This is a genomic window from Pseudomonas schmalbachii (assembly GCF_017589465.1).
GTDB classification, from domain to species: domain Bacteria; phylum Pseudomonadota; class Gammaproteobacteria; order Pseudomonadales; family Pseudomonadaceae; genus Pseudomonas; species Pseudomonas schmalbachii.
The window spans coordinates 1-17,955 of the sequence record NZ_JAELYA010000002.1; the positions used below are offsets into that span (position 1 = coordinate 1).

Annotated in this window: 17 protein-coding genes and 1 pseudogene; 12 read left to right on the plus strand and 6 right to left on the minus strand. The window is 64.4% G+C overall.

Going from position 1 to position 17,955, the window contains the following annotated elements; translation table 11 throughout:
• The first annotated feature begins 492 nt into the window (after positions 1 to 492).
• Positions 493 to 903: a hypothetical protein gene (locus JFY56_RS05530; RefSeq protein ID WP_208312534.1), complete on the plus strand. Its 411-nt coding sequence runs from the start codon at positions 493 to 495 to the stop codon at positions 901 to 903.
• A 270-nt stretch (positions 904 to 1,173) separates the two neighbouring features.
• Positions 1,174 to 2,154 carry an IS110 family RNA-guided transposase gene (locus JFY56_RS05535; RefSeq protein WP_208312535.1) on the plus strand — a complete coding sequence of 327 codons (981 nt, stop codon included), beginning with the start codon at positions 1,174 to 1,176 and terminating at the stop codon, positions 2,152 to 2,154.
• A gap of 37 nt (positions 2,155 to 2,191) precedes the next feature.
• On the opposite strand, the gene JFY56_RS05540 is transcribed toward JFY56_RS05535, so the two are convergent.
• Entirely contained in the window at positions 2,192 to 4,285 is a 2,094-nt protein-coding gene (locus tag JFY56_RS05540; RefSeq protein ID WP_208312536.1) for a TonB-dependent receptor family protein, read from the minus strand.
• Positions 4,286 to 4,698: 413 nt separating this feature from the next.
• Between JFY56_RS05540 and JFY56_RS05545 the strand changes: the two genes are divergently transcribed.
• The 9 genes and pseudogenes from JFY56_RS05545 to JFY56_RS05585 all read left to right on the plus strand — a co-directional run bounded on the left by JFY56_RS05545 (position 4,699) and on the right by JFY56_RS05585 (position 12,557).
• Complete coding sequence (locus JFY56_RS05545; RefSeq protein ID WP_208312537.1) at positions 4,699 to 5,412, plus strand: nitroreductase; 714 nt, start codon at positions 4,699 to 4,701, stop codon at positions 5,410 to 5,412.
• Positions 5,413 to 5,657: 245 nt separating this feature from the next.
• Positions 5,658 to 6,812, plus strand: a complete 1,155-nt coding sequence (locus JFY56_RS05550) for an amine dehydrogenase large subunit (protein WP_208312538.1) — start codon at positions 5,658 to 5,660, stop codon at positions 6,810 to 6,812.
• Positions 6,813 to 6,825: 13 nt separating this feature from the next.
• On the plus strand, positions 6,826 to 7,365 hold the full coding sequence (locus tag JFY56_RS05555) for a MauE/DoxX family redox-associated membrane protein (RefSeq protein ID WP_208312539.1): 540 nt from the start codon (positions 6,826 to 6,828) through the stop codon (positions 7,363 to 7,365).
• A 3-nt stretch (positions 7,366 to 7,368) separates the two neighbouring features.
• Entirely contained in the window at positions 7,369 to 7,983 is a 615-nt protein-coding gene (gene mauD / locus JFY56_RS05560; RefSeq protein WP_208312540.1) for a methylamine dehydrogenase accessory protein MauD, read from the plus strand.
• A 14-nt stretch (positions 7,984 to 7,997) separates the two neighbouring features.
• Positions 7,998 to 8,519 carry a methylamine dehydrogenase light chain gene (locus JFY56_RS05565; protein ID WP_208312541.1) on the plus strand — a complete coding sequence of 174 codons (522 nt, stop codon included), beginning with the start codon at positions 7,998 to 8,000 and terminating at the stop codon, positions 8,517 to 8,519.
• 16 nt (positions 8,520 to 8,535) lie between these two features.
• The gene (locus JFY56_RS05570; RefSeq protein WP_208312542.1) at positions 8,536 to 9,060 is read left to right on the plus strand and encodes a cytochrome c family protein; all 525 of its coding nucleotides are present in this window, start codon (positions 8,536 to 8,538) and stop codon (positions 9,058 to 9,060) included.
• Between the two features lie 230 nt (positions 9,061 to 9,290).
• A complete protein-coding gene (locus tag JFY56_RS05575) occupies positions 9,291 to 10,628 on the plus strand; it encodes an alginate export family protein (RefSeq protein WP_208312543.1) in 1,338 nt (445 codons plus the stop codon).
• 146 nt (positions 10,629 to 10,774) lie between these two features.
• Positions 10,775 to 11,299: pseudogene (locus tag JFY56_RS05580) on the plus strand (methyl-accepting chemotaxis protein); the annotation flags it as partial.
• A gap of 277 nt (positions 11,300 to 11,576) precedes the next feature.
• Positions 11,577 to 12,557: an IS110 family RNA-guided transposase gene (locus JFY56_RS05585; protein ID WP_208312544.1), complete on the plus strand. Its 981-nt coding sequence runs from the start codon at positions 11,577 to 11,579 to the stop codon at positions 12,555 to 12,557.
• Between the two features lie 54 nt (positions 12,558 to 12,611).
• Here the strand turns inward: JFY56_RS05585 and hpaC are convergent, their stop codons facing one another.
• Positions 12,612 to 13,124 (minus strand): 4-hydroxyphenylacetate 3-monooxygenase, reductase component, encoded by a 513-nt coding sequence (gene hpaC / locus JFY56_RS05590; RefSeq protein ID WP_208312545.1) that lies wholly within the window; start codon positions 13,122 to 13,124, stop codon positions 12,612 to 12,614.
• A 259-nt stretch (positions 13,125 to 13,383) separates the two neighbouring features.
• Between hpaC and JFY56_RS05595 the strand changes: the two genes are divergently transcribed.
• A complete protein-coding gene (locus tag JFY56_RS05595; RefSeq protein ID WP_208312546.1) occupies positions 13,384 to 14,028 on the plus strand; it encodes a response regulator transcription factor in 645 nt (214 codons plus the stop codon).
• A 307-nt stretch (positions 14,029 to 14,335) separates the two neighbouring features.
• Here JFY56_RS05595 and JFY56_RS05600 read toward each other — a convergent pair whose 3' ends face one another.
• The 4 genes from JFY56_RS05600 to JFY56_RS05615 all read right to left on the minus strand — a co-directional run bounded on the left by JFY56_RS05600 (position 14,336) and on the right by JFY56_RS05615 (position 17,946).
• Positions 14,336 to 15,289, minus strand: a complete 954-nt coding sequence (locus tag JFY56_RS05600) for a PDR/VanB family oxidoreductase (protein ID WP_208312547.1) — start codon at positions 15,287 to 15,289, stop codon at positions 14,336 to 14,338.
• Between the two features lie 140 nt (positions 15,290 to 15,429).
• Positions 15,430 to 16,170, minus strand: coding sequence for an SDR family NAD(P)-dependent oxidoreductase (locus tag JFY56_RS05605; RefSeq protein ID WP_208312548.1), 741 nt, complete (start codon positions 16,168 to 16,170; stop codon positions 15,430 to 15,432).
• A 10-nt stretch (positions 16,171 to 16,180) separates the two neighbouring features.
• Entirely contained in the window at positions 16,181 to 16,681 is a 501-nt protein-coding gene (locus JFY56_RS05610; protein WP_208312549.1) for an aromatic-ring-hydroxylating dioxygenase subunit beta, read from the minus strand.
• Entirely contained in the window at positions 16,678 to 17,946 is a 1,269-nt protein-coding gene (locus tag JFY56_RS05615; protein ID WP_208312550.1) for an aromatic ring-hydroxylating oxygenase subunit alpha, read from the minus strand. The genes JFY56_RS05610 and JFY56_RS05615 overlap by 4 nt, the downstream gene beginning before the upstream one ends.
• Between the last annotated feature and the right edge of the window lie 9 nt (positions 17,947 to 17,955).

The following is a 17,955-nucleotide window of genomic DNA, read 5'->3' on the forward strand; positions in this document are numbered from 1 at the left end:
GAAGACCGAGGCCCTGACCATTTTGGCCCGCAAATTAGCCCGGATAGCCTTTGCCCTGATGCAGACGCAGACGGCTTATCACCCCCAGGAGGCGAAGCCCCATTGACATAGAATCTCCTACGGTCAGCCGCGGCGCGCGGAGGAAACTGTAGGAGCCAGCTTGCTGGCGATCCGGAATTTCACCTGGCACCGAGTTGCCAGTTGACACCATTGATCGCCAGCAAGCTGGCTCCTACAAGGACACCCCCGGCATCGGCTGCAAGACAGTTGCTACTACGGTTCGACGGATACCTGTGCAACGTAGGATGGGTTGAGCACAGCGATACCCATGAGTGTCGGCCTTGGCCCAATTGATGGGTATCGCAAGCTCAACCCATCCTGCAAAAAGGATTCCCCCGCATCCCCACCTACACTTCTTCAGCAACCCATCACATCGTTGGGCTTCGCAGGCTCAGCCCAACCTACGTCAGCATCGGCACGGGGAATGGCCACATGAACGAGATGCTCAGCCTGAAGGACGCCCTGGAGCTCTACCAAACCCAGTACACCCAGGTGGACAAGCTCTGGAGCTACTTCGGCACCTGCACCCTGGCCGTGCTCGGTTTCAGCATCGGCAGCGAGAAGGCGACGAAATCGATGCTGGAAGTCGTCGTCATCCTCATCGGCTATCTGGTGTTCTGTGCCGGCAACTACAACGCCCTGTGCCTTGGGCAGAGGCAGCTCGCGGAATTCGCCAACCTTGCCATTGAGGCCGCCAACAGCCAGAAGATCGACTTCCGAATCCTGCAGCCGCTGCGGCCTGAATACATATCGATCTTCTACTGGTGCGTCGTCGCTGCCGTATGCATCGGCATCGTGATCATCGCGCGCAAACGACAGCGCAACAGCCGCAGGTTGAACTGACTACCGTAGGTTGGCGCTGAGCGCAGCGAAGCCCAACATCTGCCGAGCCGTGGCATCGTTGGGCTTCGCTGCGCTCAGCGCCAACCTTGTATCTCTCCAGGGCAATGAGATTAGCTACCTCCTTGCCCGGAGCCGGGTGAGCACCGCGCCAACCTGAGAGTTCGACTCTGCGTTGTAGATTGTGCCCCCGGCTCTCTTTCTCCTAATCCTGAATGGTATCCAAGCCCCTCCACGGGAGTGAGGCTGCATGAACAAGGCAAGGATCGAGAGATGACCGTAATCGGTATCGACGTCAGTAAGCAGAAGCTGGACTGTCTGTGGTTGCGAGACCCGGAGAGTCTGAAGATCAAAACCAAGGTATTCGCTAACCAGCCGAGCGGCTTTGCGGCCTTGATCGACTGGTGCTGCGCCCAGACCGGAGAGACGGCTGGGCAGTTGAAAGTGTTCCTCGAGGCGACCGGGGTCTATCACGAGGCCCTGGCGTATTACCTGCACGACCGTGGGGTGCAGGTCTTCGTCCTGAACCCGGCCCACGTCCGCGATTACGCGCGCAGCCTGGGGGTACGCGGTAAGACCGACAAGCAGGACAGCCTGGTGCTGGCGCGTTATGGCGCCAGCCAGCAGGTTCGTCGCTGGCAGCCGGAGCGACGTGAGATCCGCGAACTGAAGGCGCTGATCGCGCGCTACGAGGCGCTGCAAGAGGACCTCCAGCGCGAAGCCAATCGCCGTGAGAAGGCGGAAATCACCGGCAGCAGCATCAGTGTCCTGGCCTCCATCGACACGATGCTCAGCGCCTTGCGCCAGGAAGCCGAGCGCCTCAGGCAGGACATCGACGATCACATCGATCGACATGACAGCCTCAAGCGCGATCGCGAACTCCTGCAAAGCATCCAGGGGATCGGCGAGGTGCTTTCACGCCACCTGCTAGCGATGTTGCACAGCCGCGACTTTGCGAGCGCCCGACAATGTGCCGCCTTTGCAGGGCTAGTCCCGAGACCCTGGGAGTCCGGCAGTTCGGTGAAGGGTCGGGCGCATCTGACCAAGACGGGGCAGCCCCGGCTGCGGGCCAAGCTGTACATGGGCGCGATCGTCGCCAAACGCTACAACCCGACGGTGCGGGCGCTGTACCAGCGCCTGCTGGCCCGAGGAAAAGCCAAGAAAAGCGCCCTGGGCGCCGCCATGCGCAAGCTGTTGCAGATTGCCTACGGTGTGCTCAAGACGCAGACCCACTATCAGCCGCAACCAACCTAAACAGCTGGTTGCAACTGATTGGAGAGATGGTATCTACTTAAAAGTCGTATTCCACCGTCGCGCCCGCATACCAGGAGCGTCCCGGCGCCGCCTCGTAGAAGCGGCCGTTACTGTCGCCGACGATCACCGAGCCGACGTACTGGCGGTCGAACAGGTTGTCCACGCGGATCAACTGCCGAAACGTCCACGGCCCGGACACCTGTTCGAACTGGGTGCGCCAGTTGAATACCGCGTAGCTCGGTGCGGGCTTCGCCTCGTTGCTGTCGTCGACGTAGACCTTGCTGCGGTACTGCCCTTCCCAACCCATGGCGATGCCCTGCAGCGGTCGCCAGACCAGTTCGCCGAACAGCGTACTGGCCGGGATGCCCGGCAGGTGGTTGCCCTTGTCGATGATTTCGCCGCCGGATTCGAAGCTCGAATCGTAGGTGGCCGACAGCCGCGTATAGGCCAGGCTCGCCGACCAGCGCTCGTCGAACTCCGCCTCGATGCCCAGTTCGAAGCCACGCCGCAGGGTGCGTCCGGCATTCTGGAAGCTGGTGCGGCCGCCGGTGGCTTCGGCCACGACGATCTCGTCGTCGCTGCGGATCTCGAACAGCGCCGCATTCACCCGCGCCCACCGGCCGATCAGCGCCTTGAGTCCCGCTTCGTACTGGCTGCTGGTCGCCGCCTGCAGGTCGAAGTTGAAGTTCTCCACCAGCCCCGGCGCATAGGCCATCTCCGCCTGGGTCGGCGTCTCGAAGCCCCTGGCCGCGCTGATATAGCCGTGCAGGCTGGGGGTGAAGGCATAGAGCACGCCCAGCGACGGCACGTTCTTCTCGAAACGTCTGGAGCCGCTGGAGTCGCCGTTGACCAGGAAGTGGTCATCCACTTCCATCTCCATGTTGCTGTGGCGCAGGCCCGCCAGCAGCGTCCAGTCGCCGAGCATCCAGTTGGCCTGCACGTAGGGATCGAGACTGGTTGCAGTATCCAGCTCGTCGCGGCGAAGTTCGCCCTTCACGCCGAGCCGATCGCCGCTGAAGTTCTGGAAACCACGGCGATCGTCCCGGCTCCAGTCGTAATCGATGCCGAACGCCAGGCTCAACTCTCCCGGAACGCCCGACACTGGCTGCAGCCAGCGCAAGGTGCTGCCATGAAAGTCGCGGTCGAAATCCACCACCCCACCGCTGCCCAGGCGGTTGGCGACCGCCGTGCGCGGGATGGCAAGAAACTGCAGCACGCTGCGCTGACCGGCATACGCATTGACTTGCAGGGTGGCGTCGCCGAACCGGCGCTCGTAGTTCAGGCCGGCCTGCTGGTGGTCGATGCTCTTGCGGGTGTCGAACAGCACCGCGTTGGCCGTCACCGAGCGCGGATCGTCGTCGAAGCCTTCCCAGGTCTGGCCGAGCGGGTCTTCCGTGTCGTCCTGTTCCAGGCTGCTGAAGATCAGCGCCAGCCGGCTGTCGTCGTCGGGCTTCAGGTTGAGTTTGGCGAAAGTCTGGTCGCGGCGGGCGGCGCTGTGGTCGCGATAGCCGTCGGTATCCAGGCGCGAGGCGTCGAGGACGAATCCGGCGTTGCCAACAGCGTTGCCACCTTCCGCGTAGAGATGGTTCCTCTTCAGGTCGTCGCTGCCGAAGACAGTCTCCGCCCCGATCCGTGGCGGCCCCTCTCCGTCGCGGGAGAACATCTGGATCACCCCGCCGCTGTTGCTGCCGTAGAGCGTCGCGGCCGGTCCGCGCAGCACTTCGAAGCGCTCGGCCACGTCGAGGTTGAAGGTCGCCGCCTGGCCCTGGCCGTCCGGTGTGCTGGCCGGAATGCCGTCCATCAGCAGCTTGATCCCGCGTACGCCGAATGCAGCCCGCGCGCCGAAGCCGCGCGAGGATATCTGCAGATCCTGGGCATAGTTCTGGCGGTTCTGCACCACCAGTCCAGGCACCCGCGACAGGGCTTCGGAGGCGTTGATGCGCAATTGCCCCTCGGCGATCTGCCGGCGGTCGACGCTGTCCACCGCGGCGGGCTGGTCGAAGCTGCGGCTCAGGCTGTAGCTGCCGGTGACCACCATCGGGTCCAGCTCCTGCCGCTCGTCGGCCGGTACGGCAGCCGCCACGCCGCACAGCGCCAGGCAGCCGGCAAGACGCGGTGAAGGGTTCTGCATCGCTGAATGTTCCTGCTGACAGGGCTGTTCAGGGCACGCGACAGGATCGTCCCTGACACAGGGACCAAAGCAGATTCCCGGCGCAGGCGCAAACCGGGTGGCGGAAACAGGAGGGAAAACGGCAGGAAATGGCGCAATAAAAAATGCCTACGCGACCGTGGAAAAGGCCCGCGTAGGCATTCATTTAGCCGTAATAAGGCGGTTAATGGGGGCTTTACCGGCCCCTCAATTTCACCTTAGCAGCCTGATCAAAAATTGCACAATCTCCGGATGACCGGTCACGCAGCCCGCGCCAGACGCCCTGCCGACCGGGTGTCGACAATACTTGCCAGCTTCGCTGGAATGTCGTCTATACATAAAAATTCCGCCACCCATTCTGGAACGATCGCCCAGCCATCTTCGGAGAATCGCTTATGCATATCGATGCCGCTATCCGCTCCCGCAAGTCTGTCCGTCGCTTCCTGCCCCACGACATTCCGCAGCAGGTGGTCGAACACATCCTGGAGGTGGCTGCGCGAGCCCCCAGCGGCAGCAATGTGCAGCCGTGGCACGTGCATGTGCTGACCGGCAGCGCCAAGCAGGCGCTTTGCGACGACATCCAGAAAGCCGCGAAGGAGCAGGCCGGGGAACACGACGCCGAGTACCGCTACTACCCGGACGACTGGTTCGAACCCTACCTGAGCCGCCGCCGCACCATCGGCTTCGACCTCTACGACACCCTCGGCATCTCCCGCGAGGACCTGGCGGCACGCGAACGCCAGCACCTGCGCAACTTCCAGTTCTTCGACGCGCCGGTCGGCCTGCTGATCAGCCTCGACCGCCGGCTCAACATCGGCAGCTACATGGATGTCGGCATGTTCATCCAGAACATCATGCTCGCCGCCCGCGGCCAGGGCCTGCACACCTGCCCGCAGGCGGCGTTCGCCTGGTATCACAAGGTGGTGCGCGAGCACGTGCCGATGGCGGAAAACGACATCCTGGTCTGCGGCATCGCCCTCGGCCACGAGGATCGCAGCGCGCCGGAGAACGCCCTGGAGACCGAGCGCGAGCCGGTGGCCGGGTTCACCACCTTCCTTGGCTTCGACGAGCAGCATGAAAGGGTTTCGGTGCGGCCGCTGACGGCCTGATCGTTTTCTGTCCTGGGGGGAGGAATCGGTCTCCCCCTGCCCCGCTCCCAAGGGAAAGGGGTAGTTCCCCGCCGAATCCGAATCGGTCCCCAGCCCCTCCGCCCTCTCCCCGGCCCGCTGGCACAACCACACAACCGATTGGCAGACAGAACAATTCCCCCCTCCCGACCCGCTGGCAGACTTGGACTGCAACCCTGCCCCAATTCCGCGCTTCGCCAGTCCAATAAATCCAGGGAGACCCTCTAATGCGAATAACCCGGTTCCTTGCCCAGACAACGCTGGCCGCAGGCGTGTCGCTCGCCGGAATGCACGGTGCCTTCGCCGAGCTGCCGGCGGACACCGGCATCGGCCAGACCACCCTGCCGTTCCCGCCCAGCCCGCACCGCGCCTACATGGTCGATGTGGAGTTCGACAGCTTCGTCGCCGGCCGCGTGGTGGTCGTCGATCCGGACCAGAAGAAGTTCCTCGGCATGGTCAGCACCGGCTTCGCCGCGCCCTCGACCCTGAGCCGTGACGGCAAGCTGCTGTACAGCGCCGACCTGTTCTACTCGCGCGGCACCCGTGGCACCCGCACCGACGTGCTGACCGCATGGAACACCTCGACCCTGTCGCCGGACTGGGAAGTGGTGATTCCGTCCAAGCGCGCCGAGTCGCTGACCCAGCGCTTCGGCCTCGGCACCAGCGCCGACGACCGCTTCGTCTACGTCTACAACTTCACCCCGTCCACCTCGGTCACCGTGGTCGACACCCAGAGCAAGTCCGTCGCCGGCGAAATCGCCATCCCCGGCTGCGTGCTCAACTATCCGGTGGGCAAGCGCGCCTTCGCCTCGCTGTGCGGCGATGGCGCCATCCAGGTGGTGCGCCTGGGCGAGGACGGCAAGGAAGCCTCGCGCAGCCAGAGCAAATTCTTCGAGCCGAACAAGGAGAAGATGGTCGAGCGCGCGGTGAACGTCGGCGATACCTACTACTTCGTCACCACCACCGGCACCGTGCATCCGGTCGACCTCTCCGGCAAGGAGCCGAAATTCCTGCCGACCTGGTCGCTGCTCACCGACGAGGAACAGAAGGCCGGCTGGGGGCCGGGCGGCTGGCAGCTGATGGCCGTCGCGCCGAAGCTCAATCGCCTGTACGTGCTGATGCATGACGCCCACGAGCCAATGAAGTGGGAAGACCCGAGCCCGACCATCTGGGCCTTCGATCTGAAGACGCAGAAGAAGGTCGGCACCCTGCAAGCACCGGGGGCACCGATCTGGAGCCTGCAGGCCACCAGCGATGCCAACCCGCTGCTGCTGGGGATCAACGTCGAGGGAGGCATGGAAATCTTCGACCTGAAGAGCGGCCAGCACACCGGCACCATGGACAAACTGCACAAGACCGCGACTCAGATCATGAGTCACTGAGCGAGGTGAGTTCATGCACATCGATCCCATCTACGTCATAGCCAGCGCCCTCGCCATCGCGGTGGTGCTGGCCAGCGCCGCGACCCACAAGCTGCGCGCGCCGGCACGTTTCCGCAACCAGCTGGAGGATTACCAGTTGCTGCCGAACGCGCTGCTCAAGCCGGTCGCCCGCATGCTGCCGCTGGCCGAACTGGGCATCGCCCTGGCTCTGCTGGTGCCGGCCAGCCGGCCGCTCGCGGCACTGTTCGCAGCAACGCTGCTGGCGCTGTATGCGGCGGCCATCGGTTTCAACCTGTGGCGCGGCCGCAGCGATATCGATTGCGGCTGCTCCGGCCCCGATCAGGCGCAACCGCTGCGCCCGGTGCTGCTGGCACGCAACGGCGTGCTGGTCGCCCTGGCGCTGCTCGCCAGCGTGGCCCCGCAAGCGCGCGACCTCGGCCTGTTCGACGGCTTCGTGGTCATCGCCGCCAGCGCCACCGCACTGTTCATCCATGCCGCCGCCGAGGGCCTGCTGGCCAACGGCCCCCGTCTGCTCAAACTCATTGGAAGGTGAAATATGGAAGCCTTGATCGTCTCCAACATCCTGCTCTGGGCGCTGCTGATCGCCCTGGCCTTCGCCGTCATGGGTCTGGTGCGCCAGATCGGTGTCCTGCATTCCCGCCTGGCTCCGGCCGGTGCGCTGATGGTCGACAAGGGCGTCGCGGTCAACGAACCCGCGCCGAAAGTGACCGCCGCCGACCGTAACGGCCGTCCGGTGAACTTCGGCTACGCCGGCGAGAAAGCCCAACTGCTGTTCTTCCTCTCGCCGACCTGCCCGATCTGCAAATCCCTGCTGCCGGCGATCAAATCCATCGCGAAGGAGCAGGCCAACCGCCTCGAAGTGATCTACGTCAGCGACGGCGACATGGACGCCCAGCAGGCGCTGATCCGCGAACACAAGCTGGAAGACGCGCAGTATGTGGTCGGCCCGGAAGTCGGCATGACCTACCAGATCGGCAAGCTGCCCTACGCGGCGCTGATCGACCAGAACGGCATCCTGCGTTCCAAGGGCCTGGTCAACTCCCGCGAGCACCTGGACAGCCTGTTCGAAGCCGAGCACCTGGGCAGCGCCACGCTGCAGCAATACCTGCACGCCACCTCGCACGCCCACCCGCATACGCACTCGCACTGAGAAGGGAGCCCACCATGAAACTGCTAGACCTCCTGTTCGAGCGCTCGGCCCGCCGCGTCGCCGATACCACGTCACGGCGCAAGCTGCTCGCCCGCCTCGGCTCCCTGATGGTCGCCGGCGCCGCGCTGCCGGTGCTGCTGCCAATCGACCGCACCGGCAAGGCGCTCGCCGCCGAAGCCCCGAAAGCCGGCGACCCGGGCGATCCGAACAGCTGCGACTACTGGCGCTACTGCTCGGTCGACGGCTTCCTCTGCAGTTGCTGCGGCGGCAGCGTGACCTCCTGCCCGCCCGGCACCGAGGCCTCCCAGGTGACCTGGATCGGCACCTGCCGTAACCCGGCGGACGGCAAGGACTACATCATTTCCTACAACGACTGCTGCGGTAAGCACAGCTGCAACCAGTGCGCCTGCACCCGCAACGACAGCGAGGAACCGGCCTACCGTCCGTTCAACAACAACGACGTGAACTGGTGCCTGGCCGCCAAGTCGCACATCTACCACTGCACCGTCTCGATCATTCGCGGCGTCGCGGTGTAAGCGAGCGGAGGCTGCCATGCGTTTCCTGATCATCGCCGGACTGGCATGCGCCATGGCAGCTCCCCTGGCCCATGCCCGCGCCATCCCCAACCCGAACCAGAAACACGCGCCGGGCAACGAGGCGGCGCAGACGCCCATCGACCAGGCCGGCTACAGCACTGCGGTGAACTACCAGCTGCAGTGCGCTGGCTGCCACCTGGGCGACGGCGAAGGCTCGGCCGCCAACGACACACCACGGATGAAGGGCTTCGTCGGCAACTTCCTCAAGGTCGACGGCGGCCGCCAGTTCCTCGTGCGGGTGCCGGGCATGTCACAGTCGGCGCTGAACGACGCGCAACTGGCCGACCTGATCAACTGGATCATGCGTGAGGACGGCATGGCCGGTAAGAGCATGCCGGCGAACTACCAGCCGTATACCGAGCAGGAGGTCGCGGCTATCCGCAAGGACGCCATGCTCAACCTGCCGCAAACGCGAGCCGGACTGATCGCCCAGATGCGCGCGAAGGGCATCGCCATCGACGATGGCATCAGCCAACCCTGATTCCTTTGGTCGCTCTTGCAGCCCGCCTTCCGGCGGGCTTTTTTTCGCGCGGATGCTGGGCTTCGCTGCGCTCGGAACCAACCTGCGATCGCACCATCTCGTCCACGGCAAAGTCCCGCCCCGCATCTGGCACGCACACGCAACGGCTTGGCAACCACGCACAAGTGCTGGCGAAAAGCCTCGTCTTAGTATCGAGGCACGAAACAGCTAACAAGAACGGATGCCCAACCATGAGCAAGTCGCCCCTGCTTCGCCTCTCCACCCTCGCATTGCTGATCGCCGCCAGTAACGCTGGAGCCTACGAGCTCTACGCCGATGACGACGCCCACCTGAACGCCAATATCGAGGCAGTCTTCGGCATCTTCCACAGCCAGGAGAACTACATCCCCAGCGGAACCCTGAGCGAGGGCTCCTCGTCCTGGCGCGAGGGCTACATCAAATACGGCCTGAGCTTCGACCAGGGCCTCGGCGGTGCGGGTACTACTTACGGCGCGTTCGGCTTCCTCAGCTCCGGCACCTGGGGCGATGGCGATGCCGCCGGTTTCAGCGACGGCTCCGAGCGCACTACCAAGATCGAGGACGCCTCCCTCGGCTGGCGTTCCGGCAATCTCTTCTCGGCCCTCGGTGAAGACGGTGTGGACGTTTCCTTCGGCCGGCAGAACATCATGGTCGGCGACGGCTTCCTGATAAACGGCGACTCCCTGAACCTCGGCACCGGCGTCGCCGATGGCGAGTTCAACCGTGGCGGCGCCTACTACCTGGCGGCGCGCAAGAACTTCGACGAAACCGCCGTGCTGCGTCTCGGTGGCAAGGAAGGCTGGCGCAGCGACCTGATGTGGCTGAAGTCGGACAACCGCGCCCAGGCCAGGTCCGAACTCTACGTCGGCACCCTGGAACACGTGGCGGAAGCCGGCACCGTCGGCCTGACCTACATCGACGTCACCGATGTCGACGAGGAATTCGCCTCGCCGATCCAGCTCGACCGCAAGGACATGAAGACCTACAGCCTGCGCGCGCAGGGCAATGCCGGCGTGGAAAACCTGTTCCTCTCCGGCGAGTACGTCTGGCAGGACAAGAAGGATGTCGACGACGGCTCTTCATCCGATGAGAAGGCCTGGTACCTGGAAGCCGGCTGGACCTTCAAGGACGCGATCTGGACGCCCAGTGTGAGCTACCGCTACAGCCGCTTCTCGGAGAACTACGACACCCTGTTCTACGGCCTCAGCCGTGGCTATGGCACCTGGTTCCAGGGTGAGGTGGCCGGCAACTACGCCGGTCCGTTCAACAGCAACACCGCTGTCCACCACCTCGCCTTCAAGGTCTCGCCGCTGGAGAACCTCAGCCTCGGCGTGCTCTGGTTCGACTTCAACACCCTGGACAAGGACCTCGGCAACACCGACGGCAAGGAACTCGACCTGTACGCCGAATGGGGCGTCACCGAGAACCTGTTGGTCATGCCGGTGATCGGCATCTACCAGCCGGACAAGAGCGCCGAGCAAGGCGGCACCCAACTCGGCAACGACGACCGCAACCTGTACAGCCAGTTGGTCTTTGCCTTCATGTTCTGACCACGGTTGCGCATTACCCCACGGGGCGGTCGCTGCAAGGCGCCGCCCCGTTCCCGTACGTGATCGGGCGCGCCACCAACGGCATCGGCGACCTCGCCGCAGGCATGAGCGAGGCGATGCAGCAGGTGCGGAACCTAGCCGAGCGCAGCGAACAGATTGGCCAGGTGCTGGAAGTGATCCGCGCTATCGCCGAACAGACCAACCTGCTCGCCCTCAACGCCGCCATCGAAGCCGCCCGTGCCGGCGAACAGGGTCGAGGTTTCGCCGTGGTCGCCGACGAAGTGCGCAGCCTGGCGCGGCGCACGCAGAGCTCGGTGGAGGAAATCCGCCAGGTCATCGACAACCTGCAGAGCGGCACCCGCGAAGTGACCCAGGCGATGCACGGCAGCCATGCGCAAGCGCAGGCCAACGTCAGCCAGGTGCAACAGGCGGTGGAAGCGCTGCAGCGCATCGCCGGGGCGGTCAACCTGATCACCGAGATGAACCTGCAGATCGCCAGTGCGGCGGAGGGACAGAGCAGCGTTTCCGAGGAGATCAACCGCAATATCGAAGCGATTCGCGACGTGACCCAGTCGCTGTCCGGGCAGGCGGAACAGTCGGCGCAGGTGAGCCATCAGTTGAACGAGATGGCAGATTACCAGCGGCAGTTGATTTGGCAGTTCAGGGTGTGATTGGCCGCAGGCTGGGCTGCTCCGTAGGTTGGCGCTGAACGCAGTGAAGCCCAACATTGCCGGATGTTGGGCTTCGCAAGCTCAGCACCAACCTTGTATCTCTCCAGGGCAATGGGATTAGCTACCTCCTTGCCCGGAGCCGGGTGAGCACCGCGCCAACCTGAGAGTTCGACTCTGCGTTGTAGATTGTGCCCCCGGCTCTCTTTCTCCTAATCCTGAATGGTATCCAAGCCCCTCCACGGGAGTGAGGCTGCATGAACAAGGCAAGGATCGAGAGATGACCGTAATCGGTATCGACGTCAGTAAGCAGAAGCTGGACTGTCTGTGGTTGCGAGACCCGGAGAGTCTGAAGATCAAAACCAAGGTATTCGCCAACCAGCCGAGCGGCTTTGCGGCCTTGATCGACTGGTGCTGCGCCCAGACCGGAGAGACGGCTGGGCAGTTGAAAGTGTTCCTCGAGGCGACCGGGGTCTATCACGAGGCCCTGGCGTATTACCTGCACGACCGTGGGGTGCAGGTCTTCGTCCTGAACCCGGCCCACGTCCGCGATTACGCGCGCAGCCTGGGGGTACGCGGTAAGACCGACAAGCGGGACAGCCTGGTGTTGGCGCGTTATGGCGCCAGCCAACAGGTTCGTCGCTGGCAGCCGGAGCGACGTGAGATCCGCGAACTGAAGGCGATGATCGCGCGCTACGAGGCGCTGCAAGAGGATCTCCAGCGCGAAGCCAATCGCCGCGAAAAGGCGGAAATCACCGGCAGCAGCATCAGTGTCCTGGCCTCCATCGACACGATGCTCAGCGCCTTGCGCCAGGAAGCCGAGCGCCTCAGGCAGGACATCGACGATCACATCGATCGACATGACGGCCTCAAGCGCGATCGCGAGCTCCTGCAAAGCATCCAGGGGATCGGCGAAGTGCTTTCACGCCACCTGCTAGCGATGCTGCACAGCCGCGACTTTGCGAGCGCCCGACAATGTGCCGCCTTTGCAGGGCTAGTCCCGAGACCCTGGGAGTCCGGCAGTTCGGTGAAGGGCCGGGCGCATCTGACCAAGACGGGGCAGCCCCGGCTGCGGGCCAAGCTGTACATGGGCGCGATCGTCGCCAAACGCTACAACCCGACGGTACGGGCGCTGTATCAGCGCCTGCTGGCCCGAGGAAAAGCCAAGAAAAGCGCCCTGGGCGCCGCCATGCGCAAGCTGTTGCAGATTGCCTACGGTGTGCTCAAGACGCAGACCCACTATCAGCCGCAACCAACCTAAATAGCTGGTTGCAACTGATTGGAGAGATGGTATCTACGGTGCCGGTCCATCCCCTCAGCCTACCGCCGCAACCCGATCCACCCGATGGAACAGCCGGTTGAAATACACCAGGCTGTCGCCCTGCTCGCGCACGGCGACATGCTCCAGTTCGACGAACATTACCGAATGCGAGCCGACTTCCTTGCACTCGCTGATCCGACCCGCCAGGGTCACCAGCGCATCGCGCATTACCGGTGCGTCGGTGCAGGCGCTATCCCACAGATCCCAGGCGAAGCGCTCTTCCATCGGCACGCGAGTCATTCCGGCGAAGTGCTTCGCCAGCTCTTCCTGCTCGCCGCGCAGCACGTTGACACACAGGTAGCCGTTCTCACGGAACACATCATGGCTGGCGCTGTTACGGTTGATGCAGACCAGCACGGTCGGCGGCGAGTCGGTGACCGAGCACACCGCACTGGCGGTGATGCCGCAACGCCCGCCGGGGCCGTTGCTGGTGATGATGTTCACCGCCGCCGGCAGTTGCGCCATGGCGTTGCGGAAATCGATTTGCGTCTGGCTCAGGTTGACCATCTCGGCGCCCTTCCTGTCGTGGGACCGCAGGCAAAGCGGTCCGTAGCTGATGGAACGAGAGTAAGCGCCGAGACAAGACGGATGTATTCAGACGAACACCATGCCGGGGGTAGAAGGCCGCTAGTCATCTAGGTGGTTTCTTTATCGTCACGGCGGATCGCAGTGGGTATCCTGCAAGACAGGCCGCGCCTCGCTGCGCGGCCATGCCTTGCGCGCTTCGGTGCGAAAACAATTATTAGAAAATTTCGCGGCAGCCCTGATGGAAATCCGTAAACCCGTTGTATACATCGTCGACGACGACAAGGACCTGCGCACCTCGCTGGCCTGGTTGCTCGAGTCGGTCAGCATCCAGGCGCTGTGCTTTGCCGGCGCCGAAGAATTCCTCGCCAATTACGACCCCAAACTACCCGCCTGCCTGGTGCTGGACGTGCGCATGCCGGAAACCAGCGGTTTCCAGCTGCAGGAAATCCTCAACCAGCGCGACATCACCCTGCCGACCATCTTCGTCTCGGCCCACGGCGATATCCCGATGTCGGTGAAGGCGATGAAGAATGGCGCCATCGATTTCGTCGAGAAGCCCTACAACCCGCAGCAGATGCTCGATCGCATCCAGGCCGCACTGAAGGACGCCGTACAGGTGCACGCCGGCGCCACGCAGCGCCAGCAGCTGCAGAGCAAGCTCGACCTGCTCACCAGCCGCGAGCGTGAAGTGCTCGGCATGGTGGTCGACGGCAAGGCGAGCAAGGTGATCGCCCGCGAGCTGAACATCAGCGTCAAGACGGTCGATGTGCACCGCACCAAGATCAAGGAAAAGATGGGCGTGTCGAGCATCGCCATGCTGGTGCGCGAAGTGCTCGACCTGGGCGGGAAGGAAGCGCCGCCGAAGCAGGCGGGACGGGTGTAGGGCGGGTGAAACCCGCCACCAGTCCCTGAAGGCGGGTTTCACCCACCCTACGTTATTGCCACGCAATAACGATCAACAATCGCGTGGCGGACGCCCTCACCCCCGCTCTCTCCCGAAGGGAGAGGGGGTCATTCGGAGTTGCCGGTTGGCACAGTGTCCAGCCTCGCACCGAACGGTCCCCTCTCCCTCCGGGAGAGGGTTAGGGTGAGGGGAAGCAGTTCGTAGGGTGGAAAACGGCGAAGCCTTTTCCACCAGTCCATTGGAGCAGAAGGTGGACAAGCTTCGCGTTGTCCGCCCTACGTCTGCGCTACAGATCCAGCACCAACCGCGCACTCTTCGCCCGCGAGACGCAGGCGCAGATCTGCTTGTTGGAAGCCTTCTCCTTGTTCGACAGGCAGTTGTCGCGATGGTCCGGCTCGCCGTCGATCACCTCGACGATGCACGTCCCGCAGATGCCCTCGCGGCATTCGGTGTCGATGTCGCAGCCGTGTGCCTGCAGCACGTCGACCAGGCTGGATTCCGCCGGTACGTGCAGCACCACGCCGGAGCTGGCCAGCTCCACTTCGAAGCTGCCGCTAGGCCCGCTCTGAGCCGTCGGATCGGCCTGGAAATGCTCGAGGTGGACGTTGTCCGCCGGGCGCGTGCGCGAGGCGACTTCCACCACCTTGTTCATGAACGGCGCCGGGCCGCAGGTGTAGACGTGCGCCTCGCCGCCGGCACGCTCCAGGCAGGCCGACAGTTCGGCGTCGAGATCGCCCGGCTCCACGCCGTAGTGAAACTCCACCTTGCCGGCGAACACCTCGCCAGCCAGCAGCTCGGCGAACGCGGCATGTTCGGCGGAACGAGCGAAATAGTGCAGGCGGTACGGATGGCCAACGGCGTTCAGCCGATAGGCCATGCTCAGCAGCGGCGTGACGCCGATGCCGGCGGCGAACAGCATGTGCTCGCGCGCTTCCGGGGCGATGCGGAACAGGTTGCGCGGCGCGCCCATCTCCAGTTCCATGCCTTCGCTGACCTGCTCGTGCAGGGCGCTGGAGCCGCCGCGCGAGCCGGCTTCCTTCTTCACCGCCACCAGGTAGGCGGCGCCGTCGTCCGGCGGGCTGCACAGGGAATACTGGCGGGTTACGCCGGTGGGGCCGGTCACGTCGACGTGGGCGCCCGGCTCGTAGGCGTCGAACGGCTGGCCGTCACTGCGCACGAGGCGGAAGGAGCGGACATCCAGCGCTTCGTCGACGATCCTTTCGATTCTTACCTTCATCATGGTTTTACCTGCATAGGCATGGGTGCGAGCGAAGAGCCCCTCACCCCAGCCCTCTCCCGGAGGGAGAGGGGGTTGTACGGTGTGGCGGAAAAGATCGTCGTAGGACGAATGGCGCGCCAGCGCCATCCGCCATTCCGCCGTTAGCGCATGAACAGTCCGCCATTGATGTCCCAGCACGCCCCGGTCACCGACGCCGCATGCTCGGCCACCAGCAGCAGCACGCTGTCGGCGATGTACTCGGGCGAGCCGAGGGTGCCGGCCGGGATCATCTGCAGGATCTGCTCCAGACGCTCCGGCGCCACGGTCTCGCGTACCACCGGCAGGTCCAGCGGACCGGGCGAGATGCTGTTGACGGTCACGCCACGCCCTGCCAGTTCGCGGGCGAACACCTTGGTCAGGGTCGCTACGCCGCCCTTGGCTGCCGCGTAGTGCGCGCCGGTGGCGGTGCCGCCGTTCTGTCCGGCCAGCGAGGCGATGTTGACGATGCGGCCGAAGCCACGCTCGGCGAAGTGCGCGCCGAACACCTGGGAGGCGACGAAGGTGCCGCGCAGGTTGACGGCCATCGACGCGTCGAACTCTTCCGGGGTGATCTCCATCAGCGGCGCGACCTTCGACACCCCGGCGTTGTTGACCAGGATGTCCGCGCCCCCCCAGCGCTCCACGAGCAGGTCGCGGGCGCGTTCGAAGTCGGCCTTCTCGCGCACGTCCAGCTCGATGGCCATGGCCGTTTCACCGGACGGATCGAGCAGGTCGGCGTTGTGCTGCACGGCGTCCAGCCGTACATCGGCCAGCGCCACGCGATAGCCGGCGGCGTGCAGGCGGCGGGCGATGCATTCGCCCAGACCGCGGGAGGCGCCAGTAACCAGTGCGACTCGGGACATGGCAGCCTCCTTAGAGCAGGAAACCGAGTGCGCCGAGCGCATCGGTGGAGTTGATCAGGCGCACCACCTTCTGCTCCAGGCGGCCGACGCCGTTGCTGAAGCGGATGCGGTGGGTCAGGTCAGCCACGAACGGGGTATGCACGCCGCGCTTGTAGGCATAGAGGATCTGCGCGGAGTTCACTTCCACCACGTCGCCGGCGGCTTCCACCAGGCGGAAGCGCGACACGCTGCGCACGGTCTTCGCCGCATCCACCGCCGACGGCGAATAGCCGGCGCTCAGGCGCTCGATGCGCAGGGCACGCATGCGCGCGTCGTCGTACGCGTAGTTGAGGCTGGCGGCGAAGTCGGTGGTGTCCGGATCGATCGGCACCACGTAGATGCCCTCCTCGCTCCACAGCGCGGACCACCCGGCGTAGTCCTTGCGGTCCAGCAGTTCGGCTTCGCGCCAGATGAATTCGATGGCCTGGGCCAGCGGGCCGGACAGGCCGTTCAGGGTGTCGAGAGTGCTCATTGGCTCATCATCCTTTTCCACATGTCGTAGGCCTCGCGCATGCCGCCTTCGTCGGTGGCGTGGGATACCTTGTCGCCGTTTTCCGCGATCACTTCGCGGTTGAGGCCGCGGTTGACCAGGATCGGTGCGTCGGGGCCGGCGTAGGAGCCGCGCTGCACGCGATCCCAGGCTTCGGCGTCGTCCGGGCTGCCGAAGCCGAACGGACCCTGGAAGTGTTCGTGGATACGCAGGCGCTCGCGGTTGGCGATCTCCGGGCCGCCGTCCATGCCGAGGGCGACATGGCGGATTTCCGTCTCGGTCACCGAGATCGGGCGCAGCACGCGGAAGAACGACATCGACATGGCGACGTTGGGGAACAGGTTGAGGTTGAAGCCGGCGCCGTGCAGCGAACGCACGATGCGGCGGACCTGTGCAGGCTCCATGGTCTTCGACAGTTCCTCGGTGACGTGGGCGAAGCGTTCCTGCAGCTGCTCGGTGCCGTCGTCCTCATCCAGATCGACGTGCTCGGGGACCATCACCATCACGCTGTGGCCGTTGCCGAGCGCGTGGGTCACCGCCTTCTCGTCGGTCATGAACGAGAGCATTTCCGAGGTCTCTTCATCCACCGAGCTCATCCACGACTTGTGGACGATCGGGAAGTGGTAGCCGTCGGTGGTGTTTTCCAGCTGGATCTTCCAGTTGCCCTTGAAGGTGAACTTGTGTTCGCCCTGGGTCTTGATCGGGTAGCCGGCGCCCTGCTTCATGAACAGGTCCATCCAGTGCTTCGCGCCGCCTAGGAAGTCTTCCAGCGGCTCGGCTTCGGCGTTGTAGGTGGCGAAGATCATGCCGGCGTAGCTGCCGACGCGCAGGCTGGTCAGTGGCAGCTCGGACTTGTCGAGGATGTCCTCGTAGCCGTCCGGATACGGCAGTGCGCGCAGCTTGCCGTCGAGGCCATACGACCAGCTGTGGTACGGGCAGGTGAAGCCGGTGGCGTTGCCCTTGTGCTTCTCGCACACGGTGGCGCCACGGTGCCGGCAGCGGTTCTCCAGCACGTTGATGTTGTTCTTCTTGTCGCGCACCACGATCACCGGCCGACGGCCGATGGTGGCGGTCTTGAAGTCACCGGGATTGCGCACTTCGCTCTCGTGGGCGACCCACACCCAGGTGCGGTAGAAAATCTTCTCCAGCTCGACCTCGAACAGCGCGGGGTCGTTGTACAGCGAGACATCGACGCGGTCGTTCCGGACCAGTTCGTCGAGGCCGCCGGTTTTGGCGATCAGGCTCATGCGGTTCTC

Excerpts from the sequence above, each read along its gene's own strand:
- JFY56_RS05565 (WP_208312541.1), top strand. The coding sequence starts at position 7,998 with ATGAAACTGCTAGACCTCCTGTTCGAGCGCTCGGCCCGCCGCGTCGCC.
- mauD (WP_208312540.1), top strand. The coding sequence starts at position 7,369 with ATGGAAGCCTTGATCGTCTCCAACATCCTGCTCTGGGCGCTGCTGATC.
- JFY56_RS05550 (WP_208312538.1), top strand. The coding sequence starts at position 5,658 with ATGCGAATAACCCGGTTCCTTGCCCAGACAACGCTGGCCGCAGGCGTG.
- JFY56_RS05615 (WP_208312550.1), bottom strand. The coding sequence starts at position 17,946 with ATGAGCCTGATCGCCAAAACCGGCGGCCTCGACGAACTGGTCCGGAAC.
- JFY56_RS05610 (WP_208312549.1), bottom strand. The coding sequence starts at position 16,681 with ATGAGCACTCTCGACACCCTGAACGGCCTGTCCGGCCCGCTGGCCCAG.
- JFY56_RS05555 (WP_208312539.1), top strand. The coding sequence starts at position 6,826 with ATGCACATCGATCCCATCTACGTCATAGCCAGCGCCCTCGCCATCGCG.
- JFY56_RS05585 (WP_208312544.1), top strand. The coding sequence starts at position 11,577 with ATGACCGTAATCGGTATCGACGTCAGTAAGCAGAAGCTGGACTGTCTG.
- JFY56_RS05545 (WP_208312537.1), top strand. The coding sequence starts at position 4,699 with ATGCATATCGATGCCGCTATCCGCTCCCGCAAGTCTGTCCGTCGCTTC.
- JFY56_RS05570 (WP_208312542.1), top strand. The coding sequence starts at position 8,536 with ATGCGTTTCCTGATCATCGCCGGACTGGCATGCGCCATGGCAGCTCCC.
- JFY56_RS05600 (WP_208312547.1), bottom strand. The coding sequence starts at position 15,289 with ATGATGAAGGTAAGAATCGAAAGGATCGTCGACGAAGCGCTGGATGTC.
- JFY56_RS05540 (WP_208312536.1), bottom strand. The coding sequence starts at position 4,285 with ATGCAGAACCCTTCACCGCGTCTTGCCGGCTGCCTGGCGCTGTGCGGC.
- JFY56_RS05535 (WP_208312535.1), top strand. The coding sequence starts at position 1,174 with ATGACCGTAATCGGTATCGACGTCAGTAAGCAGAAGCTGGACTGTCTG.
- JFY56_RS05605 (WP_208312548.1), bottom strand. The coding sequence starts at position 16,170 with ATGTCCCGAGTCGCACTGGTTACTGGCGCCTCCCGCGGTCTGGGCGAA.
- JFY56_RS05575 (WP_208312543.1), top strand. The coding sequence starts at position 9,291 with ATGAGCAAGTCGCCCCTGCTTCGCCTCTCCACCCTCGCATTGCTGATC.
- JFY56_RS05530 (WP_208312534.1), top strand. The coding sequence starts at position 493 with ATGAACGAGATGCTCAGCCTGAAGGACGCCCTGGAGCTCTACCAAACC.
- JFY56_RS05595 (WP_208312546.1), top strand. The coding sequence starts at position 13,384 with ATGGAAATCCGTAAACCCGTTGTATACATCGTCGACGACGACAAGGAC.
- hpaC (WP_208312545.1), bottom strand. The coding sequence starts at position 13,124 with ATGGTCAACCTGAGCCAGACGCAAATCGATTTCCGCAACGCCATGGCG.